Origin of the sequence: Roseobacter sp. AzwK-3b, from assembly GCF_000170875.1 — a bacterium.
Classification (GTDB): domain Bacteria; phylum Pseudomonadota; class Alphaproteobacteria; order Rhodobacterales; family Rhodobacteraceae; genus Roseovarius; species Roseovarius litoreus.
The window spans coordinates 213,469-232,712 of record NZ_ABCR01000004.1; the positions used below are offsets into that span (position 1 = coordinate 213,469).

The window sequence follows — 19,244 nt, forward strand, 5'->3', positions numbered from 1 at the left end:
TGGAACCACCGCGCAAGGCTTTGCGTTTGCCGCTTTGCGACTGATGCTGTCGTTTTTGGAAAACTGGCCCGCGGTGCTCAGATGCGCGGCGCCATCAATGCACAGGCCCGCCCGGTCCGGGTCGGCGACCAGTCCACATGATATACACCGCAAGACTGCCCACCACGATCACACCGCCGACGATCATCATGGGGGTCGGCGCCTCGCCCGTGCCCACCCAGACCCAGACCGGCCCCAGCACGGTTTCCAGCAACAAGAGCAGGCTCACATTCGACGCATGCGTGTAGCGCGAGGCCAGCGACAGCGTGAAGAAAGATACCGGCAGGATGACCAGACCGGTCACGGCAATCGCCCAAACATTGCCATTGGTCATGGCCTGCGGCCCCGCCACACCGAGCGCCGTGGCCCCGGCCAGCGCGGCCCCCACGCCGATCACAAGAAGGATCGGCAATTGCGGACGACGGCGCATCACCACGAAGTTGAGTGCCAGAACCAGCGCCGTGCCAAGCCCGAACAGCGCCCCATAAAGCGAATTCCGGTCCAGCCCGATCTGGCCCTTGTCGCCGCTGAAAACCGCGATCCCGATCCCCGTCATCACCGCCGCGATGGTGACCCAAGTGGCCCTCCGCGTCGGCTCACCAAGGATCAACCACGCCAGGATCGCCGAAAAGACCGGCACGGTCGCCAGCCCGAACAGCACGACGGCGACCGGCGCCACCGATATGCCAAGGCCAAACAAGGTGGCGTTGAAGAACTGACACACCACGATGGTCAGGCCAAAGCCCGAGCCTAGGATCAGCAAATCTGCACGCCGGTCGCGGCTGAGGATCGCCCACATCACCAGCATGGCCGCCCCCATCAGAAGACCGCGCCAGGCCACCATCTCGAAGCCGCCCATCTCGGACCAGCGCATGAACATCGTGTCGGGCGTCAGAACAAGCGTTCCGAACACCGCCAGCAGGATCCCGAAAAGCGGATGCCGCGTCATGCCAGCATCCAGGCCGGCAGATGCCCGATATCCGGCAGCACGGCATCCGCAAGGGGCGCCAGATCGTCATGGCCGGCAAGGCCAGTCAGAACACCCACCGTCTGCATCCCCGCTGCACGGCCCGCCAGCAGGTCATGCGTGCTGTCGCCGACCATCACCACCCGTTCGGGCAAAAGGCTGACATGGCGCGCAAAAGCCAGCAGAGGCCCCGGCGCGGGTTTCGCGCCATGGCCTGAATCGAACCCGGCAATGAAATCGAAATGCCCCTCGACCCCGGCACTGCGTAAATGGCTCCGGGCACCGTATTCTGTATCATTCGTCATCACGCCAAGGGCGATGCCCTGTGCCGCCAACCCCTCGAGAAACGCCGCCAGCGGCACTGCGGGCGCCAGCGGGGCGTCGGCCGCACTCATCATCAGCAAATGTTCGATCTCTTCGATGCTGCGCTCCGGCAGGGCGCGGCCCATGCATTCGGCGGCCTCGCGATTGGTGCCCGCGATCACCGGGCTTTTCGGATTGAAGCGGCCATTCTCGAGATCGAAGTCGATTTCAAGCGCGATCCGGGCCATGATCGCCGGCTCTCCGCCTGCCAGGTCATGGATCGTGGTCTGCGCCCAGACATTCCAGGTGGCATTGAAATCGAACAGCGTGCCATCCTTGTCAAAGAGAATGCCGTCAATCTTTCTTTCGATCCCCGAGGCAGTGGTCGTCATGTCCAGTTGACCTGCTGCCCGCCCGGAAGAGCCGCACGGGCCCGCATCGGCATGTCGTTCCCGATGCCCAATGCGCTGCAGCATTGCACGACCCAGGCATCATCCATCAGGATGAAATCCAGAACGGATCCAAGAAACTCAACATCTTGCGCGTTTTCCCTCATGTCGGCCTCGGAAACCCCGGTGGCGCCCATGAAAACGGGCAAAAGATCTTCGTTCCCCGCAAGCCACCCCAGGCAGCGCAAGGCGACTGTTTCGGCATTATCCTGCGTCAGCGTCAAAATGATTAATTCCCGGAAAGGTTTTCTTAACCACTCACAGGGATAGTCATGGTCACGAAAAGAGCAAGTCCGAAAGGCAACCTCCGATGTCCGGCAAAATTCTCATCCTCGACGACCTTGCGACCAACAGGATCGTCCTGAAGGTGAAGCTGTCGGCCGCCTATTACGATGTGATCCAGGCGCGCACCGGGGCCGAGGCGTTGGCGCTGGCGGCGCGGGAAAACCCGGATCTGGTGATCTGCGCGCCCTCCCTCAGCGATATGTCGAGCCATGGCTTTGTCCAAAGCCTCAAGGCCCGCGACGGGGTCGAGGCGGCGCCGGTCATCATGTTCCTGCATCACGACGATCATCAGGCGCGGCTTGCTGCGCTGCAGTCCGGTGCCGACGAGATCCTCGTCAAACCCGTGGATGAGAGCATGCTGCTCGCACGGCTGCGCAGCCTTCTGCGCCAGCATCAGATGGCCCGTGACCTGCGCGTTCACGCCGGTACGGCATCGGCATTGGGATTCGCCGAAACCGCGCCGATTTTCGACCGGATATGCCATATCGGACTCGTGGCGCATGGCCAGAAAGAGGCTGTCGCACTGGCCGCCAAACTGGGCCAGCTCAGCTGCTACAAGGTCAAGCCGCTCGACCCCGAAAGCGCGCTGGTAAACCCGCGCGACGGCACCGTGCCGGATCTTTACCTGCTCCGGGTCTGTGCGGGCAGCCGCGATGAGAGCGTCGACCTGATAGCACGGCTCAACGCATCGCCGCACAGCCGCAAACGCCCGATCATCGCCCTGCTTTCCCCCGATGCGGCCGGCCTCACGCCGGGGCTGCTGGATATGGGGGCAGATGACGTGATCGACGAAACCTGCGACACCCGCGAATTGCAGTTGCGGCTCGACCGGCAACTGACCCGTGCCCGCAAGGCCGAAGCCATGCGCGAACAGCTGCAGACCGGGCTTGAAGCGGCGGTGATCGATCCGCTGACCGGCCTGTATAACCGCCGATATGCCCTGCCCTTCCTCGACCGGTTGATCGACGAGACGCGGCGCGACGGGCGCGGATTTGCGGTGATGGTGGCCGATCTCGATCATTTCAAGCGAATCAATGATCGCCACGGGCACGCCGCAGGGGATGCCGTGCTCAGCCAGATCGCGCGCCTGTTGAAATCCAACTTGCGCGACGAAGACATGATCGCCCGCATCGGCGGCGAGGAATTCCTGATCGTCATGCCCGATACGGGCCGCGACGAAGCGAGCCGCATGGCGCGGCGGCTCTGCGCTGCGGTCCGGCGCAGCCCCTTGCACGTCATGTCAAGCGAAGCGCCGTTGAACGTGACCATCAGCATCGGCGCCACCCTGGGCCATCCCCGGCCCGATGCGGAAACGCCCCGGGTGGACACCCTTCTGGACGAGGCCGACCGCGCACTTTACGGCTCGAAATCCGATGGGCGCAACATGGTGACCTTCAGCCGCCGCCCCGCCGCGTGATCCGCCACAAGACATCCCCGGTGGCGTGTTACCTGTCGCGACCGCGCTGCCAACCCGCTTCGAGCCTGTCCGCAAAGGCCGCCCGCTCCTGCGGTTCCATGCCTTCCAGCCGGTCCACCAAAAGCCCCTGTCCAAGCTCCAGCCGACCGACCAGCATCCCGCGGATGCGCGCCATATGCCCCTCGACCGCCATCCGGTCAAACGGTGTCTTGCGCAGATCGGCTATCAGCGCATCGAATGCCGCGCGTTGCTCGGCGCGGCCGGGCCTGCCGTCGCGATAGGCCTCGCGCAACTGCCGGGCGATGGCGCGTCGGTCGCGCTCGTCCAGCGCGCGGGTCATCGGCCCACCCGCCGCGTCGATACCGGGCGCGTGATGCCTGCCATGCCCTCCACCGCCCGAGATCAGATGGCCCGCAACCGCCCCTGCCACCAGCAGGTTCAGCGCAAGCGACACCACCAGAAGACCGCGCATCCACTTGCCCATCGGGGCGGTGTCGCGTTTCGGCTGCTCTTGATCCTGCGCCATCACAGCGATCCTCCTGCAAGATCGAACCCCGCCCCCGGAGCGAGATCGACGATATAGGCGGCGTCAGGCGCCGAGAAATAAGCCTCCACCTGCTCGGGCGGACTGAACCCGATCCAGATGCCGGCCACTGTCGCAGCGGCAAGCCCTCCCATGGCGGGCCATCCGCCAAGCGCCCGGACCGCCTGGAGCAGGCGGCTGCCGCGCGCCCGAGGCGCGTGGGCGCAGGGGTGCTGCATGTCGGACTGAACCGCCTCGGCATCGGCCAGCACCCTTGCCAGCAGGGCGTCCGACGGCTCGAGCGGGGCCGCGCGCGCTGCCTTGAAACAGGCATCGAGCGCCCGGATGTCGTCTTGGTCTTTACTCATCGGTGAACCCCAATTCCTCGCGCCGGTCGATCAGATCGGCCGACAATGCCCGTTTCCCTCGCGCCAGCAGACTTTCCACCGCCTCGACGCTGATTTCCATGATCTCGGCGATCTGCGGATTGCCCAGATCCTCGATATGGCGCAGCACGATCGCCTGACGCTGCCTGTCGGGCAGCCGGTCCAGCGCCTCTTGCAGGGCTTTCGTCCGCTCGGCCCCTTGAAGAAGCGCCACCGCCCCCATGGCCGGGTCCACCGGCTCGGCCGCGGCGTCCAGTGCGGAGGCTCGCGCCTGACGCCTGCGGTCGATGCACAGATTGGCCACGACGCGATACAGCCAGGTGGTCACCATCGCCTCGCCCTGCCGCCAGTTCGGGGCGATCTTCCACAGGCGCAGCATGGCCTCCTGGGCCACGTCTTCGGCCTCGGCGGCATTGCCAAGCAACCTGTAGGCATGATTTAGAAGCCTTGGTGTCAGACGCAGGGTCAAGGCTTGCGCGGCCAGCCTGTCACCATTGGCGAAGAGCACCAGCAAGGCCTCGTCCGACATGTCGCTCATCGCATCCAGTGGCATATCCCCTGTCCCCGGCCTTCATGATGCGCCCCTTGGCGTGGCACGGCAACCCCGGGCCATGCCCGGCCCGGGGATCCGATCCGTCGCGCAGGCGCAGATCAGTCGGCCCCACCGCGTTGCATATGGTCGCGCCGCTCCATGCCGGCTCCATCGCCCTGCCCGGAATAGTAGTGATGATGCGTGTGGTAATGGATCTCGCTGACTCCGCCACCCTGCGCATGACCCTCGTGGCTTGTGCGCATGTGATGGCCTTTCATCCCATGCCCGTCCTTGTCATGCCCGTCCTTGTCATGCCCGTGCCGGTAATCGCCTTGCTTGTGATGCCTTTGCTCGCCATGCCCCTTGCCATCACGGGCCCTCGACATCCGTTCGGCGCGCATATTGGCCATGTCTTCGAATTCTTCGGCCGAGATCGCGCCATCCCCGTCAGCATCGTGACGGTCGAACATCCGTCCCATGCGCCCAGCCTGCATCTCTTCCATGCTCAGCAGGCCGTCTCCATCACTGTCCTGACGGGCGATCATCTGTTCGACGCGCCGGGCCATGCGCTCCATCATGCGCGCCTGCATCCGCTCGGCCATTTCTTGGGGTGACAGCTTGCCGTCGCCATCCGCATCAGCCGCGCCAAAACGGGCCTGCGCCTGCGCAGCCATCTCGTCTCGGGTGATCCGACCGTCGCCATCGGCATCGAGCTCCTCGAAATCAAAGGCCGGACCATGCTGACCGCCTCCCATGTCGCCCTGCATGGCTTGCTGCGCGCCGCCCAGACCGGCTGTCGCGATAATCAGGGCCGTCACGGCTCCGGTCATAAGATATGTGCGTTTCATGGCAAACTTCTCCTTTGCTTTCCCATCATGCGAGACCGGCACTCTGGCCGGTTCACAAGGTCATACGGACCAGCCGCAAGGTTCCGTCGCATTGAACCCCGTCAATAAGTCACGCTTGCGTGATCGCCGCAGCGCCCTGCCGTCTTGCGCGCCCGGTATTTGCGACATCACGACGCAATGACCACCTGACACCTTCATATCCTTTGGCGAATGGCCCATTGTCAGCCCCTGACCGGAAAGGACGACCATGGCCAACGCGCAGCACCACGAGCACGAGCACCACCTTGAGCATGAGGGCGAGCGGCAATTATGGCCCGCGCTGCGCAAGGGGTTTCGGCGCAAATGCCCCAATTGCGGCAGTGGGCCAATGCTCAAAAGCTATCTCAAGGTGCGCGATACCTGCACGGTCTGCCGCGAAGATCTCAGCCACCACCGTGCCGATGACGGGCCGGCCTATCTGACGATCCTGATCGTCGGTCACCTCATGGCGCCCCTGCTGCACATCGCATTCGTCGCATGGCGGCCCGAACCTCTGGTGCTGTTCACCATTTTCGCGGTTGGATGCGTGACCCTCTCGCTGTATCTTCTGCCGCGACTGAAGGGGATGATCGTGGCCTTTCAATGGGCGCGACAGATGCACGGGTTCGGGAACCCGGCCTGAACCCCCCTTTCGGCAACGAAAGGGCTGACATGACCACGCCAGACAAAACCGCAATCCGGAATGCGTCCACGGTGATCGCGCTTCGGGATCGCCGGAAAGATCCGCATGTCCTGATGGGCCAGCGCGGCGCGACCGCGGCTTTCATGCCCAACAAGTTCGTCTTTCCGGGCGGCGCCGTGGATGAAGCGGATGCGTCGGTTCCGCTGGCCCGCCCCCTGCCCGGCCTGTGCGCCCAACGCCTGACCGAGGAGTCTCCGCGCGATCTGGCCCATGCGCTGGCCGCAGCCGCCATCCGCGAATTATGGGAGGAAACCGGCCTCATGCTGGGCCGTACCGGCGATTGGCCCTCGCCTGCCGTTCCCACCGACTGGACAGGCTTTGCGGACCGTGGCCTGCTGCCAAGCGCCGAGGCGCTGCAATTCGTGTTCCGCGCCATCACGCCTCCGGGACGCCCGCGCCGCTTCGATGCGCGGTTCTTTCTGGTGGATGCCGATGTGATCGCCGGTGATCTGGATGATTTTTCGGCCGCCTGCGACGAGCTTTCGCATCTGCAATGGGTTCCGCTGGCGCGCGTGCGTGATTTCGACCTGCCCTTCATCACCGAAGTCGTGCTGGCCGAGATCGCCGCCCGCGTGGAGGATACCAAGCCGCCCGCATCCGTGCCGTTCTTCCGCAATGACGACGAGGAAAGCCTGTTTCTGCGCCTTCAGGGCAAAAGCCCCATGGCGCGGACCTGACCGGCCTGACCTGACGCGCCGCACATCTTAGCCCAGCAATACAAGCGCCAAAATGCTGCCGGTCAGCAGGGTGATGCCGACCGCTTCGCGCAGCGTCAGTTTCTCGCGAAAGACCAACCACGAGACGAGCAGCGAAAAGATCACCTCGATCTGTCCCACCGCAAAGACCAGCGCGGCATTCTGCAAGGTGAAGGCCGTGAACCAGCACAGGCTCCCGCCCATGCTGGTCACTCCCATCCACAAGGCGACCCGCCGCGCGCCCCAGACGGCGCGCACCTGCCCCGCCTCGCGCCACGCAAGCCACGCGCCAAGCCCGATGGTCTGCGATACGGTCACAACCGCCAGCGTGACGCCCGCGCGCAATAGCGGATCGTCGCTGGCCACCTCCAGCGTGGCGCCTCGATAGGCCACCGCCGAGATGGCAAAGAACGCCCCCGACGCGATCCCAAGCCCCACCGCCCGGTTCATCATCCGCCGCAGGCTCAGCCCCGGCAGGCCCGCATTGTCCGACAGCACAAGCACCCCGACCAATCCCAGGATGATCGCCGCCAGCGCCAGCCCGCTGATCTTGTCTCCCAGCACCAGCAGACCGACCAGCGCGGTCTGTATCACTTCGGTCTTCTTGAACGTGATGCCCACCGCGAAATTCCGCGCCGCGAACAAGGCCACGACGCACCACGTCGCCAACACCTGCATCAGCGCCCCGATCAGCGCATAGGCCCAGAAGGACCCGCCCCGTGCAGGCAATGCCGCACCGCTCCAGACCAGATATCCCGCGAGCCCCAGCACCACCAGAGGCGCCGAATAGGCAAAGCGCGCGAATGTGGCTCCACCCGCCGACAGCGTGCCGATACTGAGTTGTTTTTGCAGCATGAACCGCAACGTCTGAAACGCCGCGGCCGCCACGGAAAGGATGATCCACGCGTCCATGGCGCAAGCTATGACCTGCTTTCACGCCACGGACCAGAGGGGATTTGATCCGTCGCCGTCCCGGCGGCGTGGGGTGCAGCATCCGCGACGGCCTCAGCCCCGCAGTCGCCCCCAATCGATCCGCGACCAGACCCGCTCATAGGCGACATACATGCTCAGACCGATCGCGGTATTGACCACCGCCATGGCGCCGCCAATCGTCGCCGATCCGGTCATCGCCAGCCCCACAAGGGACATCACAAGAAGCCCGATCAGGTTCCAGACAATCGCCTTCACAAGCGTGCGCCGCCGCGTCTCCATGTGCCATCTCCGATGCTGTTGCTGCCCTCAGAGCTACGCGCCATCACACTGACGGACCATTCCGCACTTGGTTAACATTTCTCTGCATCTGTGATATTAATCAACACATGGTGGAAAAAACCGACAAACGCCTTCGGGCCGATCTCTTTCGTCTGCGCCTGACCACGGCGCTGAACGAGCGGGGCAGCAGTCAAAGCGCGCTGGCCCGGGCGGTCGGGGTGGATCGTTCAACGATTTCGCAACTGCTCAAGGGACAAGGCGCGCGGCTGCCCAATGCACAGGTGGTCGGCGAATGCGCCCGTGCGCTCGGTGTGTCGGCGGACTGGCTTCTCGGCCTCACCGACCGCCCCGAAACCGCCGCCGACATTCTGGCCACCTCGATGTCACTCACCGAAGCCCCCCGCGCGCTGGTGGATGAACAGATCTTTCAGTGGCACAAGGAAGCCGCGGGCTACAAGATCCGCCATGTGCCGGCGGGGCTGTCGGACATGCTCAAGACCCGCGAGATGCTGGAATGGGAATACACGCCCCATCTGGGCCGCAGCACCCAGCAGGCGATCGGCGCCTCCGAGGACCGGCTCGAGTGGATGCGCGGCACCCAATCGGATTACGAGATCGCGATGCCGCTCTCGGAAATCCGCAGCCTCGTGCGCGGCGAGGGCTATTATACCGGATTGCCCCGCGACGTCCGCGAAGCACAGATCGACCGCCTGCTTGAGGTCACGCAGCAGCTTTATCCGCGTCTGCGGGTCTATCTCTATGATGCGCGCCGGCTCTATTCCGCACCGATGACCATATTCGGCCCGCTTCTGACGGTGATCTATATCGGCCAGAACTACATGGCATTCCGCGATACCGAACGCGTGCAGGCCCTGACCCGGCATTTCGACCATCTGGTGCGCGAGGCCCATGTCACCGCCCGGCAATTGCCCGATCACCTGCGCGCCCTGCGCGAGGAGCTGTCGGAGGGCTGACGCGGGCCGTATTGCGCCTCAGAACGGCATGGGATGCGCGCGATGCGCGGTGTCGATCTCGGTCACGACCTCGTCCGACAGCACCAGATCGGCACTGTTCAGCGCGGTGTCCAACTGCTCCAGCGTCGTTGCCCCGAAGATGGCCGAGCACATGAAGGGCCGCGTCAGGCACCAGGCCAGCGCCATCTCCACCGGGTGCAGCCCATGCCGTCCGGCGATCTGCAGATAGGCGTCCACCGCGTCGAACACCCGGTCGGTCACGCGCCCGCCAAGCGTGCTGTTCAGCGCCATGCGCGACGTGCCGGGCATGGCACCGCCCTGATACTTGCCGCTCAGCAGCCCCGCCGCCAGCGGCGAAAACGCCAGCAGCCCCACATCCTCGTTGACGCTCAGTTCCGCCATGTCGGTGTCATAGAGCCGACAGAGCAGCGAATATTCATTCTGGATCGACGCCACCCTTGGCCAGCCCCGCGCCTCGCCGATCCGCAGCCATTGCGCCGTGCCCCAGGCGCTTTCGTTGCTCAACCCGAAATGCCCGATATTGCCCTTGTCGACCTGCTTTTGCAGCGCCTCGAGCGTGTCCTCCATATTCGCGATGGTCTCGGTTCGGCTCTGACCCGACGGATCGAAACTCCAGTTCTTGCGAAACATGTAGCTCCCACGGTTGGGCCAATGCAGCTGATAGAGATCAATATGATCGGTCTGCAGCCGCCGCAGCGATCCTTCGACCGTTTCGAGGATCGTGGTCGAGCTGATCGGCGCCCCGTCGCGCGCGTGCATGAACCCCTCGCCGGAATGCTTGGTGGCCAGGATCACCTCGTCGCGCCGCCCGGTCTTGGCGAACCACTGACCGATGATCTCTTCGGTGCGGCCAGTGGTTTCCTTCAGCGTCGGATTGACCGGATACATCTCGGCGGTGTCGATGAAGTTGACGCCCCGTTCCAACGCCCTGTCGATCTGGGCATGGCCCTCTTCCGGGGTGTTCTGGCTGCCCCATGTCATCGAGCCAAGGCACAGCGCGCTCACCTCAAGCCCTGTGCGGCCAAGCGGGACCCTCTTCATCCGTCATTCCTTCCATATCTTCGCATCGTGCTTTTCCCGGCGCAGCTTACGCTTTTTCCGTCTGTGGTCATCCCCCTCTCCCCCCACATTGCGCGCTTGAGAACGTTTAGTGAACATGCTATCGCTCACCGCATGACAGCCCACTTGCTCGATCGCCGCCAGCATGCCTCCCGCCCCGCCCTGCCGGTGCTGGGCGACATGGCGCTGTCCCTCGCGCGGCTGCACGAAGCCTGCGGTCCGGCGCGGCACACATTGGCGATGCTGGTGGCGGCGGCGACGCGCGGGCCGGTCTTCTGGATCGCACCGGCCTGGCTGGGGGATCGGCTGAACCCCGACGGGATGGCCGCCTTCGTCGATCCCGGACGCTTCACCTTCCTGAGCCCCACCCGCCCCGAGGATCTGCTCTGGACGTTGGAAGAGGTGCTGCGCAGCGGCACCGTGCCCCTGGCCGTGGCGGACCTGCCCGATGCGCCCTCCATGACCCCGGTGCGCCGGCTGCATCTGGCCGCCGAAACCGGCGCGCAGACCGGCCCGTACACCCCCCTCGGGCTGATCCTGACACCCGGCGAGGGCGGGGCGGCGGGGGTGGAAACCCGCTGGCACATGGCGCCCGCGCATGAGACGGCACGCCATGGCTGGACCCTGTCACGCCTGCGCGCGCGTACCGCCCCGCAGGCCACGTGGCAGCTCAACGGCGCGCCCGGCCGGTGGCGCATGACACGAATGTGAGATGCGCCGCCCAAAAACGCGCTAGGGTTACTCCATGAACCGACGTTCCGCGATCCTCGGGCCTCTCGCCCTTTGCGCCCTTGCCCTCCCCGGCGCGGGCCACTCGGCACAGCAACGCTACCGGCTGGATGCCGCACGCTCGACAGTGGCATTCACCTACAGGATCGGCGACGCCGCCAACAGCGGGCAGATGCCCGTCAAATCCGCCGACATGCGGCTGGATCTCGACAATGTCCCCGCCAGCCGTGTCGATGTGGTCCTCGACGCGGCACAGGCGCGCGCGGGGTTCTTTCTGGCCACCCAGGCCCTGCGCGATGCCAACGTTCTGGACACCGTCACCCATCCCGAGATCCGCTTCCGCTCGACCCGGATCACGGGCGACCTGTCGGGGGCCACGATCACCGGCGACCTCACCGTGCGCGGCATCACCCGCGCGGTCACGCTCGATGCCGGCCTTTACCGTCAGCGCGGCACGCAGCCGGGCGACCGTGACAACCTGACCGTGCTGCTGACCGGCAGCGTCAGCCGCTCGGCCTTCGGGGCCACAGGCTATGCCGGGCTTGTGGGCGATCTGATCGGCATCCGCATCGTCGCACGGATCACAAAATAACCGCACCGCGCGGAAAACGACGCGTTTTTGTCGAAAAACCGCAGGCATGCCGCAGCCAGACTGACAGTCTGGCCGGAACATGCGCCTTCTCATTTCCTTCGCCGCCCTTTTCCTGTCGGTCATCCTTCTGCAACTCTCGACGGGGGGCGTGGCGCCGCTTGATGCGATCTCGGGGCTGGCGCTGGATTTCACCACCGCACAGATCGGCTTTCTCGGCTCGGCGCATTTCATGGGCTTCTTCATCGGCTGCTGGTGGGCGCCGCGCCTGATGGGCAGCGTCGGCCATTCGCGCGCCTTCGCCGCCTTTACCGCCACCGGCGCCATCGGACTGCTCATGCATATGATGGTGGTGGACCCCTATGCCTGGGCGGTGATGCGGGTGGCGTCGGGGCTCTGCGTGGCGGGCTGCTACACGGTGATCGAGGCATGGCTTCAGGCCAAGGTCACCAACGAGACCCGAGGCCGCACGATGGGCGTCTACCGGGTGGCCGACATGGGCGCGTCCCTCGTGGCGCAAATGATGATCTCGGTGCTCGAACCGGCCTCCTATGTCTCGTACAATCTTCTGGCGATCCTGTGCTGCGCCTCGCTTCTGCCGCTCACCATCACCCGCGTCAGCCAGCCCGAGACCCCCGCCGCCCCGCGCCTGCGCCCCGGCCTTGCCGTGCGATGTTCGCCGCTGGCGGCCATGGGCGTCATCGTGGCGGCCCTGTCCAGTGCGACCTTCCGCATGGTCGGGCCGGTCTATGGCCAGCAGGTCGGCCTTGTCGTGGACCAGATCGCATGGTTCCTCGCCGCCTTCGTTCTGGGCGGCGCGCTCGCGCAATACCCGGTGGGCTGGCTGGCCGACAGGTTCGACCGCCGTTGGGTCATGCTCTGGCTCTCGGTGGCCGCGATCATCAGCTGCGTCACGACGGCCCTCGCCCATGACCTGAGCTCGACGGGGGTGCTGCTCACCGCCTTCTTCTTTGGCCTGACGACCTTTCCGATCTATTCGGTCGCCGCCGCCCATGCCCATGATTACGCCGACAGTTCCGAACGGGTGGAGCTTTCGGCCGCGTTGATGTTCTTCTACGCCATCGGCGCCATCGCCGCCCCGCTTCCGGCGTCGGCGCTGATCGACCGCTACGGGCCTGCGGCGATGTTCTGGATGATCGCCCTGGGGCACGTGGCCCTGATCGGCTTCGGGCTGATCCGGATGCGCGCGCGTCCTTCGGGCCGGCCCCGGACCTCGTATATCTGGACCCCGCGCACCAGCTTCCTGATCGGCCGCCTCACGGGCCGCAGCCGCGAGCCTGATTGACACAGCCTCGCCAGCAACGGTCGCTGGCATACCCCGGCGACCTGCGTTAAACGAGGCGCGAGACAACTTTCAAAGGGCATCCGACACCATGGCACGGCACCTGATCACCTCGGCGATCCCCTATATCAACGGGATCAAGCACCTGGGAAACCTTGTCGGCTCCCAGCTTCCCGCCGATCTTTATGCCCGCTATCAGCGCGCCCGCGGCCATGAGGTGATGTTTCTCTGCGCCACCGACGAGCACGGCACTCCCGCCGAACTGGCCGCCGCCAAGACCGGCGAGCCGGTGTCCGAATACTGCGCCCGCATGCACAAGGTGCAATCCGATCTGGCCGAGGGTTTCCGCCTCAGCTTCGATCATTTCGGCCGCTCCTCCAGCCCGCAGAACCACAGCCTGACCCAGCATTTCGCGGGCCGCCTCCACGCCGCCGGCCTGATCGAGGAAGTCACCGAAAAACAGGTCTATTCCAAGGCCGATGGCCGCTTCCTGCCTGACCGCTACATCGAAGGCACCTGCCCCAATTGCGGCTATGACAAGGCCCGTGGCGATCAGTGCGAGAACTGCACCAAACAGCTCGATCCCACCGATCTGATCGACCCGCGCAGCGCCATTTCAGGCTCCACCGATCTCGAGGTGCGCGAGACCACGCATCTTTACCTGCGCCAGTCCCTGATGCGCGATCAACTCAGCGACTGGATCGACTCCAAGTCCGACTGGCCGATCCTGACCACCTCGATCGCCCGCAAATGGCTCAACGATGGCGACGGCCTGCAGGATCGCGGCATCACCCGCGATCTCGACTGGGGCATTCCCGTCAAGCGCGGCGACGAAGACTGGCCCGGCATGGACGGCAAGGTGTTCTATGTCTGGTTCGACGCCCCCATCGAATATATCGCCTGCGCCGCCGAATGGGCCGAGGCGCATTCGCTCGACGACAGCGCGTGGGAACGCTGGTGGCGCACCGAACGCGGCGCCGAGGATGTGCGCTACACTCAGTTCATGGGCAAGGACAACGTGCCCTTCCACACCCTCAGCTTTCCCGCCACGATCCTCGGCTCCGGCGAGGACTGGAAGCTGGTGGATTACATCAAATCCTTCAACTACCTCAATTATGACGGCGGCCAGTTCAGCACCAGCCAGGGCCGCGGCGTGTTCATGGATCAGGCGCTCGAGATCCTGCCCGCCGATTACTGGCGCTGGTGGCTGCTCAGCCATGCGCCCGAAAGCTCGGATTCCGAATTCACCTGGGAGAATTTTCAGCAATCGGTCAACAAGGACCTGGCCGATGTTCTGGGCAATTTCGTCAGCCGCGTGACCAAGTTCTGCCGCTCGAAATTCGGCGAAGCCGTGCCGGATGGCGGCGAGATGCGCGCCCGCGAACGCGCGCTGATCGACGATCTGGGCGACCGCATCCGCACCTATCAGGCCCATATGGACGCCATCGAAGTCCGCAAGGCCTCGCAGGAATTGCGGGCGATCTGGGTGGCTGGCAACGAATACCTGCAAGAGGCCGCCCCGTGGTCCACCTACAAGGAAGACCCCGAACAGGCCGCAGCACAAATCCGTCTCGCGCTCAACCTGATCCGGCTTTATGCGGTGCTCTCGGCACCCTTCATTCCCGATGCCTCCGAGTCGATGCTGACCGCCATGCACACCACCGACACCGGCTGGCCCGATGACGTGGCGCAGGCTCTGGCGCATCTGGAGGCGGGCCATGCCTTCAGCGTGCCCGAGGTTCTGTTCACCAAGATCACCGACGAGCAGCGCGAAGACTGGGAAACACGGTTCTCCGGCACCCGCACCTGACCCGCACAAGACCACAAGGCCGGGGCTCACCCTGCCCCGGCTTTTGCACACCTTACCGGCGACGCCTGACGCGGGGAATATCCGTCCGGCGATAGGTATAACTCGCCTCGGGATGCGGCGGATGCCCATCGGTGCTGCGCCAGAAGCGCGGCCCGCCGCGCCGCAGGAACAGCGGCACGGTCAGCGCCATCCCCACCAGAAAACCGCCCGCATGCGCCCAATAGGCCACGCCGCCCGCCATCGGATCGGCCCCTATGCTGCTGAACAATTGCAGGCCGAACCACAGGCACAGCATGATCCAGGCGGGCACTGGTATGATCCTGATAATGAAGACGAAAAACAAAAGCACATCCACCCGCGCCTTGGGAAACATCAACAGATAGCCCCCCATGACACCCGCAATGGCCCCCGACGCGCCCACCGTCGGTACCGGGCTATAGGGTGCCGAGATCATATGTGCCGCCGCCGCCCCGATCCCGGACGCAAGATAGAAGGCGAGATATCCCAGATGCCCCATCTCGTCTTCGAGATTGTCGCCGAAAATCCACAGGAACAGCATGTTGCCCGCAAGATGCATCCATCCGCCATGCAGGAACATCGACGTGGCCATCGTTGACCATGTCCCCTGTTCACTGACCAGCGCGGGAACCAGCGCCCATTCGTAGAAAAACAGGTTCAACTCCCGCGGATCCGCGAAAAGCGGCCAATAGCTCAGGAACACCACCACGTTGATCGCGATCAACGCGTAGGTGACAAAGGGCGTATGACGCGACGGGTTGTGATCACGGATCGGGAACATGCCAGATAGTTGGCGCGCGCCCGGCCTCAGGTCAAGCGCACAGCCTTGTTACCAGACCGAATGCCGCAAAAACACGTCCACGCTCAGGCGCTTGGTGGGGCTGACCGCTCAGGCCATGCCCCCCAGAAGCGCCGCATTGCCGCCCGCCGCCGTCGTGTCCACACAGACATGCCGCTCATGCAGCACATGGCCCGCATCCGGCATCCCGCTGATCAACGGCAGGATCGGTCCCGCCCTCTCGCTCAGAGCCTGGGCATAGGCGCGGGCCGTGGTCATGTCCTGCCCCCAATAGATCGCGCCCGAGATCCCGCCGACACGGCGCAGCGTCTCGCAGGGCACATGCCCCGTGGCTTCAACGGCGATCCCACCCAGCTTTCGCACCGCATGGGCCTGCGCGGCGGCGGCTTGCGCCCCCGGTCCCAGACACAGCACCGCCTCACGGGTATGCGTGGTCAGACGGTTGGACTCTCCCGTCGGCCCCGGCAGTACCAGCGCCTCGCGGCGTTCGGACTTGCGCGCATTGGCGTGATCCAGCGCAGCCTGCAGATCCGTCGCCGCCATGTCCCGCGGCCATGCCTCGTCGCCCAGAGGTGCCGTGCGACGCGTGAAGCGCGGCAGGTAATTCGGCCCGCCCGCCTTTGGCCCGGTGCCCGACATCCCCTCGCCGCCAAACGGCTGCGAGCCGACGATCGCGCCGATCTGGTTGCGGTTGACATACATGTTGCCCGCCTTGATCCGGTCGGTGACATGCTGCACCCGGTCATCGATCCGCGTCTGCAACCCGAAGGTCAGCCCGTATCCCGTGGCGTTGATCGCGTCGATCACACGGTCCAGCTCATGGGCCTTGAAGGTCGCCAGATGCAGTACGGGGCCGAAAATCTCGCGCTCCATCTCACCGATACCGCCCACACGGATCAGCGTGGGCGCCACGTATGTGCCCGCATTGGGTGTTTTCAATTCGTGGATCAACCGGCCCTCGGCGCGGGCCTGTTGGATATGCGCCTCGATCCCGCGCTTGGCCTCGTCGTCAATCACCGGGCCGACATCCGTCGACAGGTGCCACGGCATCCCAAGACGCAGCGCATCCATCGCGCCGGTCAGCATCTCGGTAAAGGGCTTCGCGATATCCTCCTGCACATAAAGACAGCGCAGCGCCGAGCACCGCTGACCCGCCGACTGAAAGGCCGATTCCACAATCGCCTGCACCGCCTGTTCCGGCAGCGCCGTCGAATCCACGATCATCGCGTTCAACCCGCCTGTTTCGGCGATCAGCGGCGCTCCGGGCGCCAGATTTTCGGCCATCGCGGCGCGGATCTTCATCGCCGTCTCTGTCGAGCCGGTAAAGGCCACCCCGTCCACCCTCGGATCGGATGTCAGCCCCGCGCCCACATCGCCTGCGCCGGGCAACAGTTGCAGCGCGGTCTCGGGCACGCCCGCCTCGTGCATCAACCGCACCGCCAGCGCCGAGATGATCGGCGTCTGCTCGGCAGGCTTCGACAGAACCGCATTGCCCGCCGCCAGCGCCGCGCTGATCTGACCGGTGAAGATCGCCAGCGGAAAGTTCCAGGGGCTGATGCAGGTGAAAACGCCCACCGCCTCGCCCTCGGGCGCATTGGCCGCGTAATAGCGCAGGAAATCCACCGCCTCGCGCAATTCGGCCACCGCATCCATCACCGATTTCCCGGCCTCGCGATGGATCGCCGCGAACAATTCGCCGAAATTCTCTTCATAAAGGTCGGCCACCTTGTTCAGCACCGCGGCCCGTGTCGCCACCGGCGCATCCCAAGGCCTTGCCGCCGCCAGCGCCGTCTCCACATCCGCCGGACTGGCCCAGGCGACCGTGCCGGGGCTGTCGGCGGGATCGGCCGGGTTGATCACCGGCTCGGGCGCTTTCGGCGCGGCCTGCCCGGCAAGGATCGGTGTCACACTCCAGCTGTGCTTGGCAAACGGGCCGCGTGCCGCCTCGATATGGTCCAGCGCCGGCTGATGGCTCAGATCGAACCCCATGGAATTGCGCCGCTCGGGCTGGAACAGATCGGGGCCTGTCGGCAACGCCGGCTGCTCATCCCTCAACGCCTCGAACGGATCGCGGGCAACGGTCTCGGGCGGCACATCCTCGTCGACGATCTGGTTGACGAAGCTGGAATTGGCGCCGTTCTCCAGCAGCCGCCGCACCAGATAGGCCAGCAGATCGCGATGCGCGCCAACGGGAGCATAGATCCGGCAGCGCGTGCCCTCGGATTGCAGGACGATATCGTGCAGCGCCTCGCCCATCCCGTGCAGCCGCTGAAACTCGAAGTTGTCCTTGTCCTCGGCCATATACAGGATGGCCTCGGCGGTATGCGCGTTATGGGTAGCGAATTGCGGATAGATCCGGTCGGTCATCCCAAGCAGCTTGCGCGCATTGGCGATATAGGAAATGTCGGTCGCCGCCTTCGAGGTGAAGACCGGGAACCCCTCGACGCCCTCGACCTGCGCCAGCTTGATCTCGGTATCCCAATAGGCCCCCTTGACCAGCCGCACCATAATCCGACGATCCAGCCGGGTCGCCAGATCGTGCAGGTAATCCAGCACATAGGCCGCGCGCTGCCCATAGGCCTGCACGACGACGCCGAACCCGTCCCAACCGGCAAGCGCAGGCTCGCTCAGCACCGTCTCGATCACATCCAGCGACAGCGACAGCCGGTCAGCCTCCTCGGCGTCGATATTCAGCCCCATGCGCGCCGATTTCGCCAGCAACGCCAGACTGCGCAGACGCGGCACCAGCACATCCATCACCTGATCCCGCTGCGCCACCTCATAGCGCGGATGCAGCGCCGACAACTTGACCGAGATACCGGGATTGTCCCGGATATCGGCATTGGTGCAGGCCTCGGCGATGGCGGTGATCGCGCGTGAATAGCTCAGGTGATAGCGGGTGGCATCCGCATCGGTGCGCGCCGCCTCGCCCAGCATGTCATAGGAATAGGAATAGCCCTTCTTCTCCATCTCCGCCGCGCGCTTCATGGCCGACTGGATGCTCTCGCCCAGCACGAACTGGCGCCCCATCTCCTTCATGGCGCGGCCCACGGCCGACCGAATCACCGGCTCTCCAAGACGGCGCACGGCGCCGCGCAGATGGCCCACGATCCCCGGGTCCTCGTCCTTGAGCACCTTGCCCGTCAGCATCAGCGCCCAGGTCGAGGCGTTGACCAGCGGCGACGCCGAATGCCCCATATGCTTGCCCCAGTCCGACGGCGCGATCTTGTCCTCGATCAGCGCGTCGATGGTCTGCGCATCCGGCACCCTCAGAAGCGCCTCGGCCAGACACATGAGCGCTATGCCCTCATCGGTCGACAGGCCATATTCCGCAAGAAACACCTCCATCAGCCCCGGGCTGGACTGCCCGCGGATGTCGCGCACCAATTGCGCGCCGCGCGCGCAGATCTTCGCGCGATCGGTCTCCGACAGCGCGGCGATCTCGGTCAGCCGCTCGATCGTGGCGGCCTCGTCGGCATAGGTGGCAATGTCGATGGCGCGGCGCAGATCACTGTCATATGGCATGGCGTTTCCTCCAAGTGCATTGACCCATGATACCACCGTG

Annotated in this window: 20 protein-coding genes; 8 read left to right on the forward strand and 12 right to left on the reverse strand. The window is 65.0% G+C overall.

All coding sequences use genetic code 11. The features are described 5' to 3' along the window. Positions 1-94: 94 nt before the first annotated feature. The 3 genes from RAZWK3B_RS09130 to RAZWK3B_RS09140 are packed head-to-tail and all read right to left on the reverse strand — an operon-like array spanning position 95 to position 1,982. Positions 95-988 (reverse strand): DMT family transporter, encoded by an 894-nt coding sequence (locus tag RAZWK3B_RS09130; protein ID WP_007814370.1) that lies wholly within the window; start codon positions 986-988, stop codon positions 95-97. Next, complete coding sequence (locus RAZWK3B_RS09135) at positions 985-1,701, reverse strand: HAD family hydrolase (protein WP_007814372.1); 717 nt, start codon at positions 1,699-1,701, stop codon at positions 985-987. Before RAZWK3B_RS09135 ends, RAZWK3B_RS09130 begins: the two co-directional genes overlap by 4 nt. Further along, positions 1,698-1,982 (reverse strand): DUF3572 domain-containing protein, encoded by a 285-nt coding sequence (locus tag RAZWK3B_RS09140; protein WP_007814374.1) that lies wholly within the window; start codon positions 1,980-1,982, stop codon positions 1,698-1,700. The genes RAZWK3B_RS09135 and RAZWK3B_RS09140 overlap by 4 nt, the downstream gene beginning before the upstream one ends. 86 nt (positions 1,983-2,068) lie before the next feature. Between RAZWK3B_RS09140 and RAZWK3B_RS09145 the strand changes: the two genes are divergently transcribed. Continuing rightward, positions 2,069-3,460, forward strand: a complete 1,392-nt coding sequence (locus RAZWK3B_RS09145) for a diguanylate cyclase (RefSeq protein ID WP_007814376.1) — start codon at positions 2,069-2,071, stop codon at positions 3,458-3,460. Positions 3,461-3,488: 28 nt separating this feature from the next. Here RAZWK3B_RS09145 and RAZWK3B_RS09150 read toward each other — a convergent pair whose 3' ends face one another. From RAZWK3B_RS09150 to RAZWK3B_RS20560, 4 genes are all read right to left on the reverse strand, one after another. Beyond that, positions 3,489-3,986 carry a periplasmic heavy metal sensor gene (locus RAZWK3B_RS09150; protein WP_007814378.1) on the reverse strand — a complete coding sequence of 166 codons (498 nt, stop codon included), beginning with the start codon at positions 3,984-3,986 and terminating at the stop codon, positions 3,489-3,491. Next, positions 3,986-4,351 (reverse strand): hypothetical protein, encoded by a 366-nt coding sequence (locus RAZWK3B_RS09155; protein WP_007814380.1) that lies wholly within the window; start codon positions 4,349-4,351, stop codon positions 3,986-3,988. The genes RAZWK3B_RS09150 and RAZWK3B_RS09155 overlap by 1 nt, the downstream gene beginning before the upstream one ends. Continuing rightward, positions 4,344-4,922, reverse strand: coding sequence for an RNA polymerase sigma factor (locus RAZWK3B_RS09160; protein WP_007814382.1), 579 nt, complete (start codon positions 4,920-4,922; stop codon positions 4,344-4,346). The genes RAZWK3B_RS09155 and RAZWK3B_RS09160 overlap by 8 nt, the downstream gene beginning before the upstream one ends. A gap of 98 nt (positions 4,923-5,020) precedes the next feature. Next, a complete protein-coding gene (locus RAZWK3B_RS20560; RefSeq protein WP_007814384.1) occupies positions 5,021-5,749 on the reverse strand; it encodes an EF-hand domain-containing protein in 729 nt (242 codons plus the stop codon). Positions 5,750-5,996: 247 nt separating this feature from the next. On the opposite strand from RAZWK3B_RS20560, the gene RAZWK3B_RS09170 reads away from it, so the two are divergent. Beyond that, a complete protein-coding gene (locus tag RAZWK3B_RS09170; RefSeq protein ID WP_007814385.1) occupies positions 5,997-6,410 on the forward strand; it encodes a DUF983 domain-containing protein in 414 nt (137 codons plus the stop codon). Positions 6,411-6,439: 29 nt separating this feature from the next. Continuing rightward, on the forward strand, positions 6,440-7,147 hold the full coding sequence (locus tag RAZWK3B_RS09175; RefSeq protein ID WP_007814387.1) for an NUDIX hydrolase: 708 nt from the start codon (positions 6,440-6,442) through the stop codon (positions 7,145-7,147). A 27-nt stretch (positions 7,148-7,174) separates the two neighbouring features. Here RAZWK3B_RS09175 and RAZWK3B_RS09180 read toward each other — a convergent pair whose 3' ends face one another. After that, positions 7,175-8,077 (reverse strand): EamA family transporter, encoded by a 903-nt coding sequence (locus RAZWK3B_RS09180; RefSeq protein ID WP_007814389.1) that lies wholly within the window; start codon positions 8,075-8,077, stop codon positions 7,175-7,177. Positions 8,078-8,170: 93 nt separating this feature from the next. After that, the gene (locus tag RAZWK3B_RS09185; RefSeq protein ID WP_007814391.1) at positions 8,171-8,377 is read right to left on the reverse strand and encodes a DUF2061 domain-containing protein; all 207 of its coding nucleotides are present in this window, start codon (positions 8,375-8,377) and stop codon (positions 8,171-8,173) included. A gap of 107 nt (positions 8,378-8,484) precedes the next feature. On the opposite strand from RAZWK3B_RS09185, the gene RAZWK3B_RS09190 reads away from it, so the two are divergent. Beyond that, positions 8,485-9,351 (forward strand): helix-turn-helix domain-containing protein, encoded by an 867-nt coding sequence (locus RAZWK3B_RS09190; RefSeq protein WP_007814393.1) that lies wholly within the window; start codon positions 8,485-8,487, stop codon positions 9,349-9,351. 18 nt (positions 9,352-9,369) lie between these two features. Here RAZWK3B_RS09190 and RAZWK3B_RS09195 read toward each other — a convergent pair whose 3' ends face one another. Further along, positions 9,370-10,413: an aldo/keto reductase gene (locus RAZWK3B_RS09195; protein ID WP_007814396.1), complete on the reverse strand. Its 1,044-nt coding sequence runs from the start codon at positions 10,411-10,413 to the stop codon at positions 9,370-9,372. Between the two features lie 132 nt (positions 10,414-10,545). On the opposite strand from RAZWK3B_RS09195, the gene RAZWK3B_RS09200 reads away from it, so the two are divergent. From RAZWK3B_RS09200 to metG, 4 genes are all read left to right on the forward strand, one after another. After that, positions 10,546-11,142, forward strand: coding sequence for an ImuA family protein (locus RAZWK3B_RS09200; RefSeq protein WP_037295412.1), 597 nt, complete (start codon positions 10,546-10,548; stop codon positions 11,140-11,142). Between the two features lie 34 nt (positions 11,143-11,176). Next, positions 11,177-11,752: a YceI family protein gene (locus RAZWK3B_RS09205; protein WP_007814400.1), complete on the forward strand. Its 576-nt coding sequence runs from the start codon at positions 11,177-11,179 to the stop codon at positions 11,750-11,752. 79 nt (positions 11,753-11,831) lie between these two features. Beyond that, positions 11,832-13,055 carry an MFS transporter gene (locus RAZWK3B_RS09210; protein ID WP_007814402.1) on the forward strand — a complete coding sequence of 408 codons (1,224 nt, stop codon included), beginning with the start codon at positions 11,832-11,834 and terminating at the stop codon, positions 13,053-13,055. 88 nt (positions 13,056-13,143) lie between these two features. After that, positions 13,144-14,862, forward strand: coding sequence for a methionine--tRNA ligase (metG, locus tag RAZWK3B_RS09215; protein ID WP_007814403.1), 1,719 nt, complete (start codon positions 13,144-13,146; stop codon positions 14,860-14,862). Between the two features lie 52 nt (positions 14,863-14,914). Here the strand turns inward: metG and RAZWK3B_RS09220 are convergent, their stop codons facing one another. After that, complete coding sequence (locus RAZWK3B_RS09220) at positions 14,915-15,661, reverse strand: rhomboid family intramembrane serine protease (RefSeq protein ID WP_007814405.1); 747 nt, start codon at positions 15,659-15,661, stop codon at positions 14,915-14,917. A 108-nt stretch (positions 15,662-15,769) separates the two neighbouring features. Then, entirely contained in the window at positions 15,770-19,204 is a 3,435-nt protein-coding gene (putA, locus tag RAZWK3B_RS09225; RefSeq protein ID WP_007814407.1) for a bifunctional proline dehydrogenase/L-glutamate gamma-semialdehyde dehydrogenase PutA, read from the reverse strand. Positions 19,205-19,244 lie beyond the last annotated feature (40 nt).

Excerpts from the sequence above, each read along its gene's own strand:
- RAZWK3B_RS20560 (WP_007814384.1), bottom strand. The coding sequence starts at position 5,749 with ATGAAACGCACATATCTTATGACCGGAGCCGTGACGGCCCTGATTATC.
- RAZWK3B_RS09205 (WP_007814400.1), top strand. The coding sequence starts at position 11,177 with ATGAACCGACGTTCCGCGATCCTCGGGCCTCTCGCCCTTTGCGCCCTT.
- RAZWK3B_RS09185 (WP_007814391.1), bottom strand. The coding sequence starts at position 8,377 with ATGGAGACGCGGCGGCGCACGCTTGTGAAGGCGATTGTCTGGAACCTG.
- RAZWK3B_RS09175 (WP_007814387.1), top strand. The coding sequence starts at position 6,440 with ATGACCACGCCAGACAAAACCGCAATCCGGAATGCGTCCACGGTGATC.
- RAZWK3B_RS09200 (WP_037295412.1), top strand. The coding sequence starts at position 10,546 with ATGACAGCCCACTTGCTCGATCGCCGCCAGCATGCCTCCCGCCCCGCC.
- RAZWK3B_RS09210 (WP_007814402.1), top strand. The coding sequence starts at position 11,832 with ATGCGCCTTCTCATTTCCTTCGCCGCCCTTTTCCTGTCGGTCATCCTT.
- RAZWK3B_RS09135 (WP_007814372.1), bottom strand. The coding sequence starts at position 1,701 with ATGACGACCACTGCCTCGGGGATCGAAAGAAAGATTGACGGCATTCTC.
- RAZWK3B_RS09130 (WP_007814370.1), bottom strand. The coding sequence starts at position 988 with ATGACGCGGCATCCGCTTTTCGGGATCCTGCTGGCGGTGTTCGGAACG.
- metG (WP_007814403.1), top strand. The coding sequence starts at position 13,144 with ATGGCACGGCACCTGATCACCTCGGCGATCCCCTATATCAACGGGATC.
- putA (WP_007814407.1), bottom strand. The coding sequence starts at position 19,204 with ATGCCATATGACAGTGATCTGCGCCGCGCCATCGACATTGCCACCTAT.
- RAZWK3B_RS09220 (WP_007814405.1), bottom strand. The coding sequence starts at position 15,661 with ATGTTCCCGATCCGTGATCACAACCCGTCGCGTCATACGCCCTTTGTC.
- RAZWK3B_RS09155 (WP_007814380.1), bottom strand. The coding sequence starts at position 4,351 with ATGAGTAAAGACCAAGACGACATCCGGGCGCTCGATGCCTGTTTCAAG.
- RAZWK3B_RS09180 (WP_007814389.1), bottom strand. The coding sequence starts at position 8,077 with ATGGACGCGTGGATCATCCTTTCCGTGGCGGCCGCGGCGTTTCAGACG.
- RAZWK3B_RS09150 (WP_007814378.1), bottom strand. The coding sequence starts at position 3,986 with ATGGCGCAGGATCAAGAGCAGCCGAAACGCGACACCGCCCCGATGGGC.
- RAZWK3B_RS09160 (WP_007814382.1), bottom strand. The coding sequence starts at position 4,922 with ATGCCACTGGATGCGATGAGCGACATGTCGGACGAGGCCTTGCTGGTG.
- RAZWK3B_RS09170 (WP_007814385.1), top strand. The coding sequence starts at position 5,997 with ATGGCCAACGCGCAGCACCACGAGCACGAGCACCACCTTGAGCATGAG.
- RAZWK3B_RS09190 (WP_007814393.1), top strand. The coding sequence starts at position 8,485 with ATGGTGGAAAAAACCGACAAACGCCTTCGGGCCGATCTCTTTCGTCTG.
- RAZWK3B_RS09145 (WP_007814376.1), top strand. The coding sequence starts at position 2,069 with ATGTCCGGCAAAATTCTCATCCTCGACGACCTTGCGACCAACAGGATC.
- RAZWK3B_RS09195 (WP_007814396.1), bottom strand. The coding sequence starts at position 10,413 with ATGAAGAGGGTCCCGCTTGGCCGCACAGGGCTTGAGGTGAGCGCGCTG.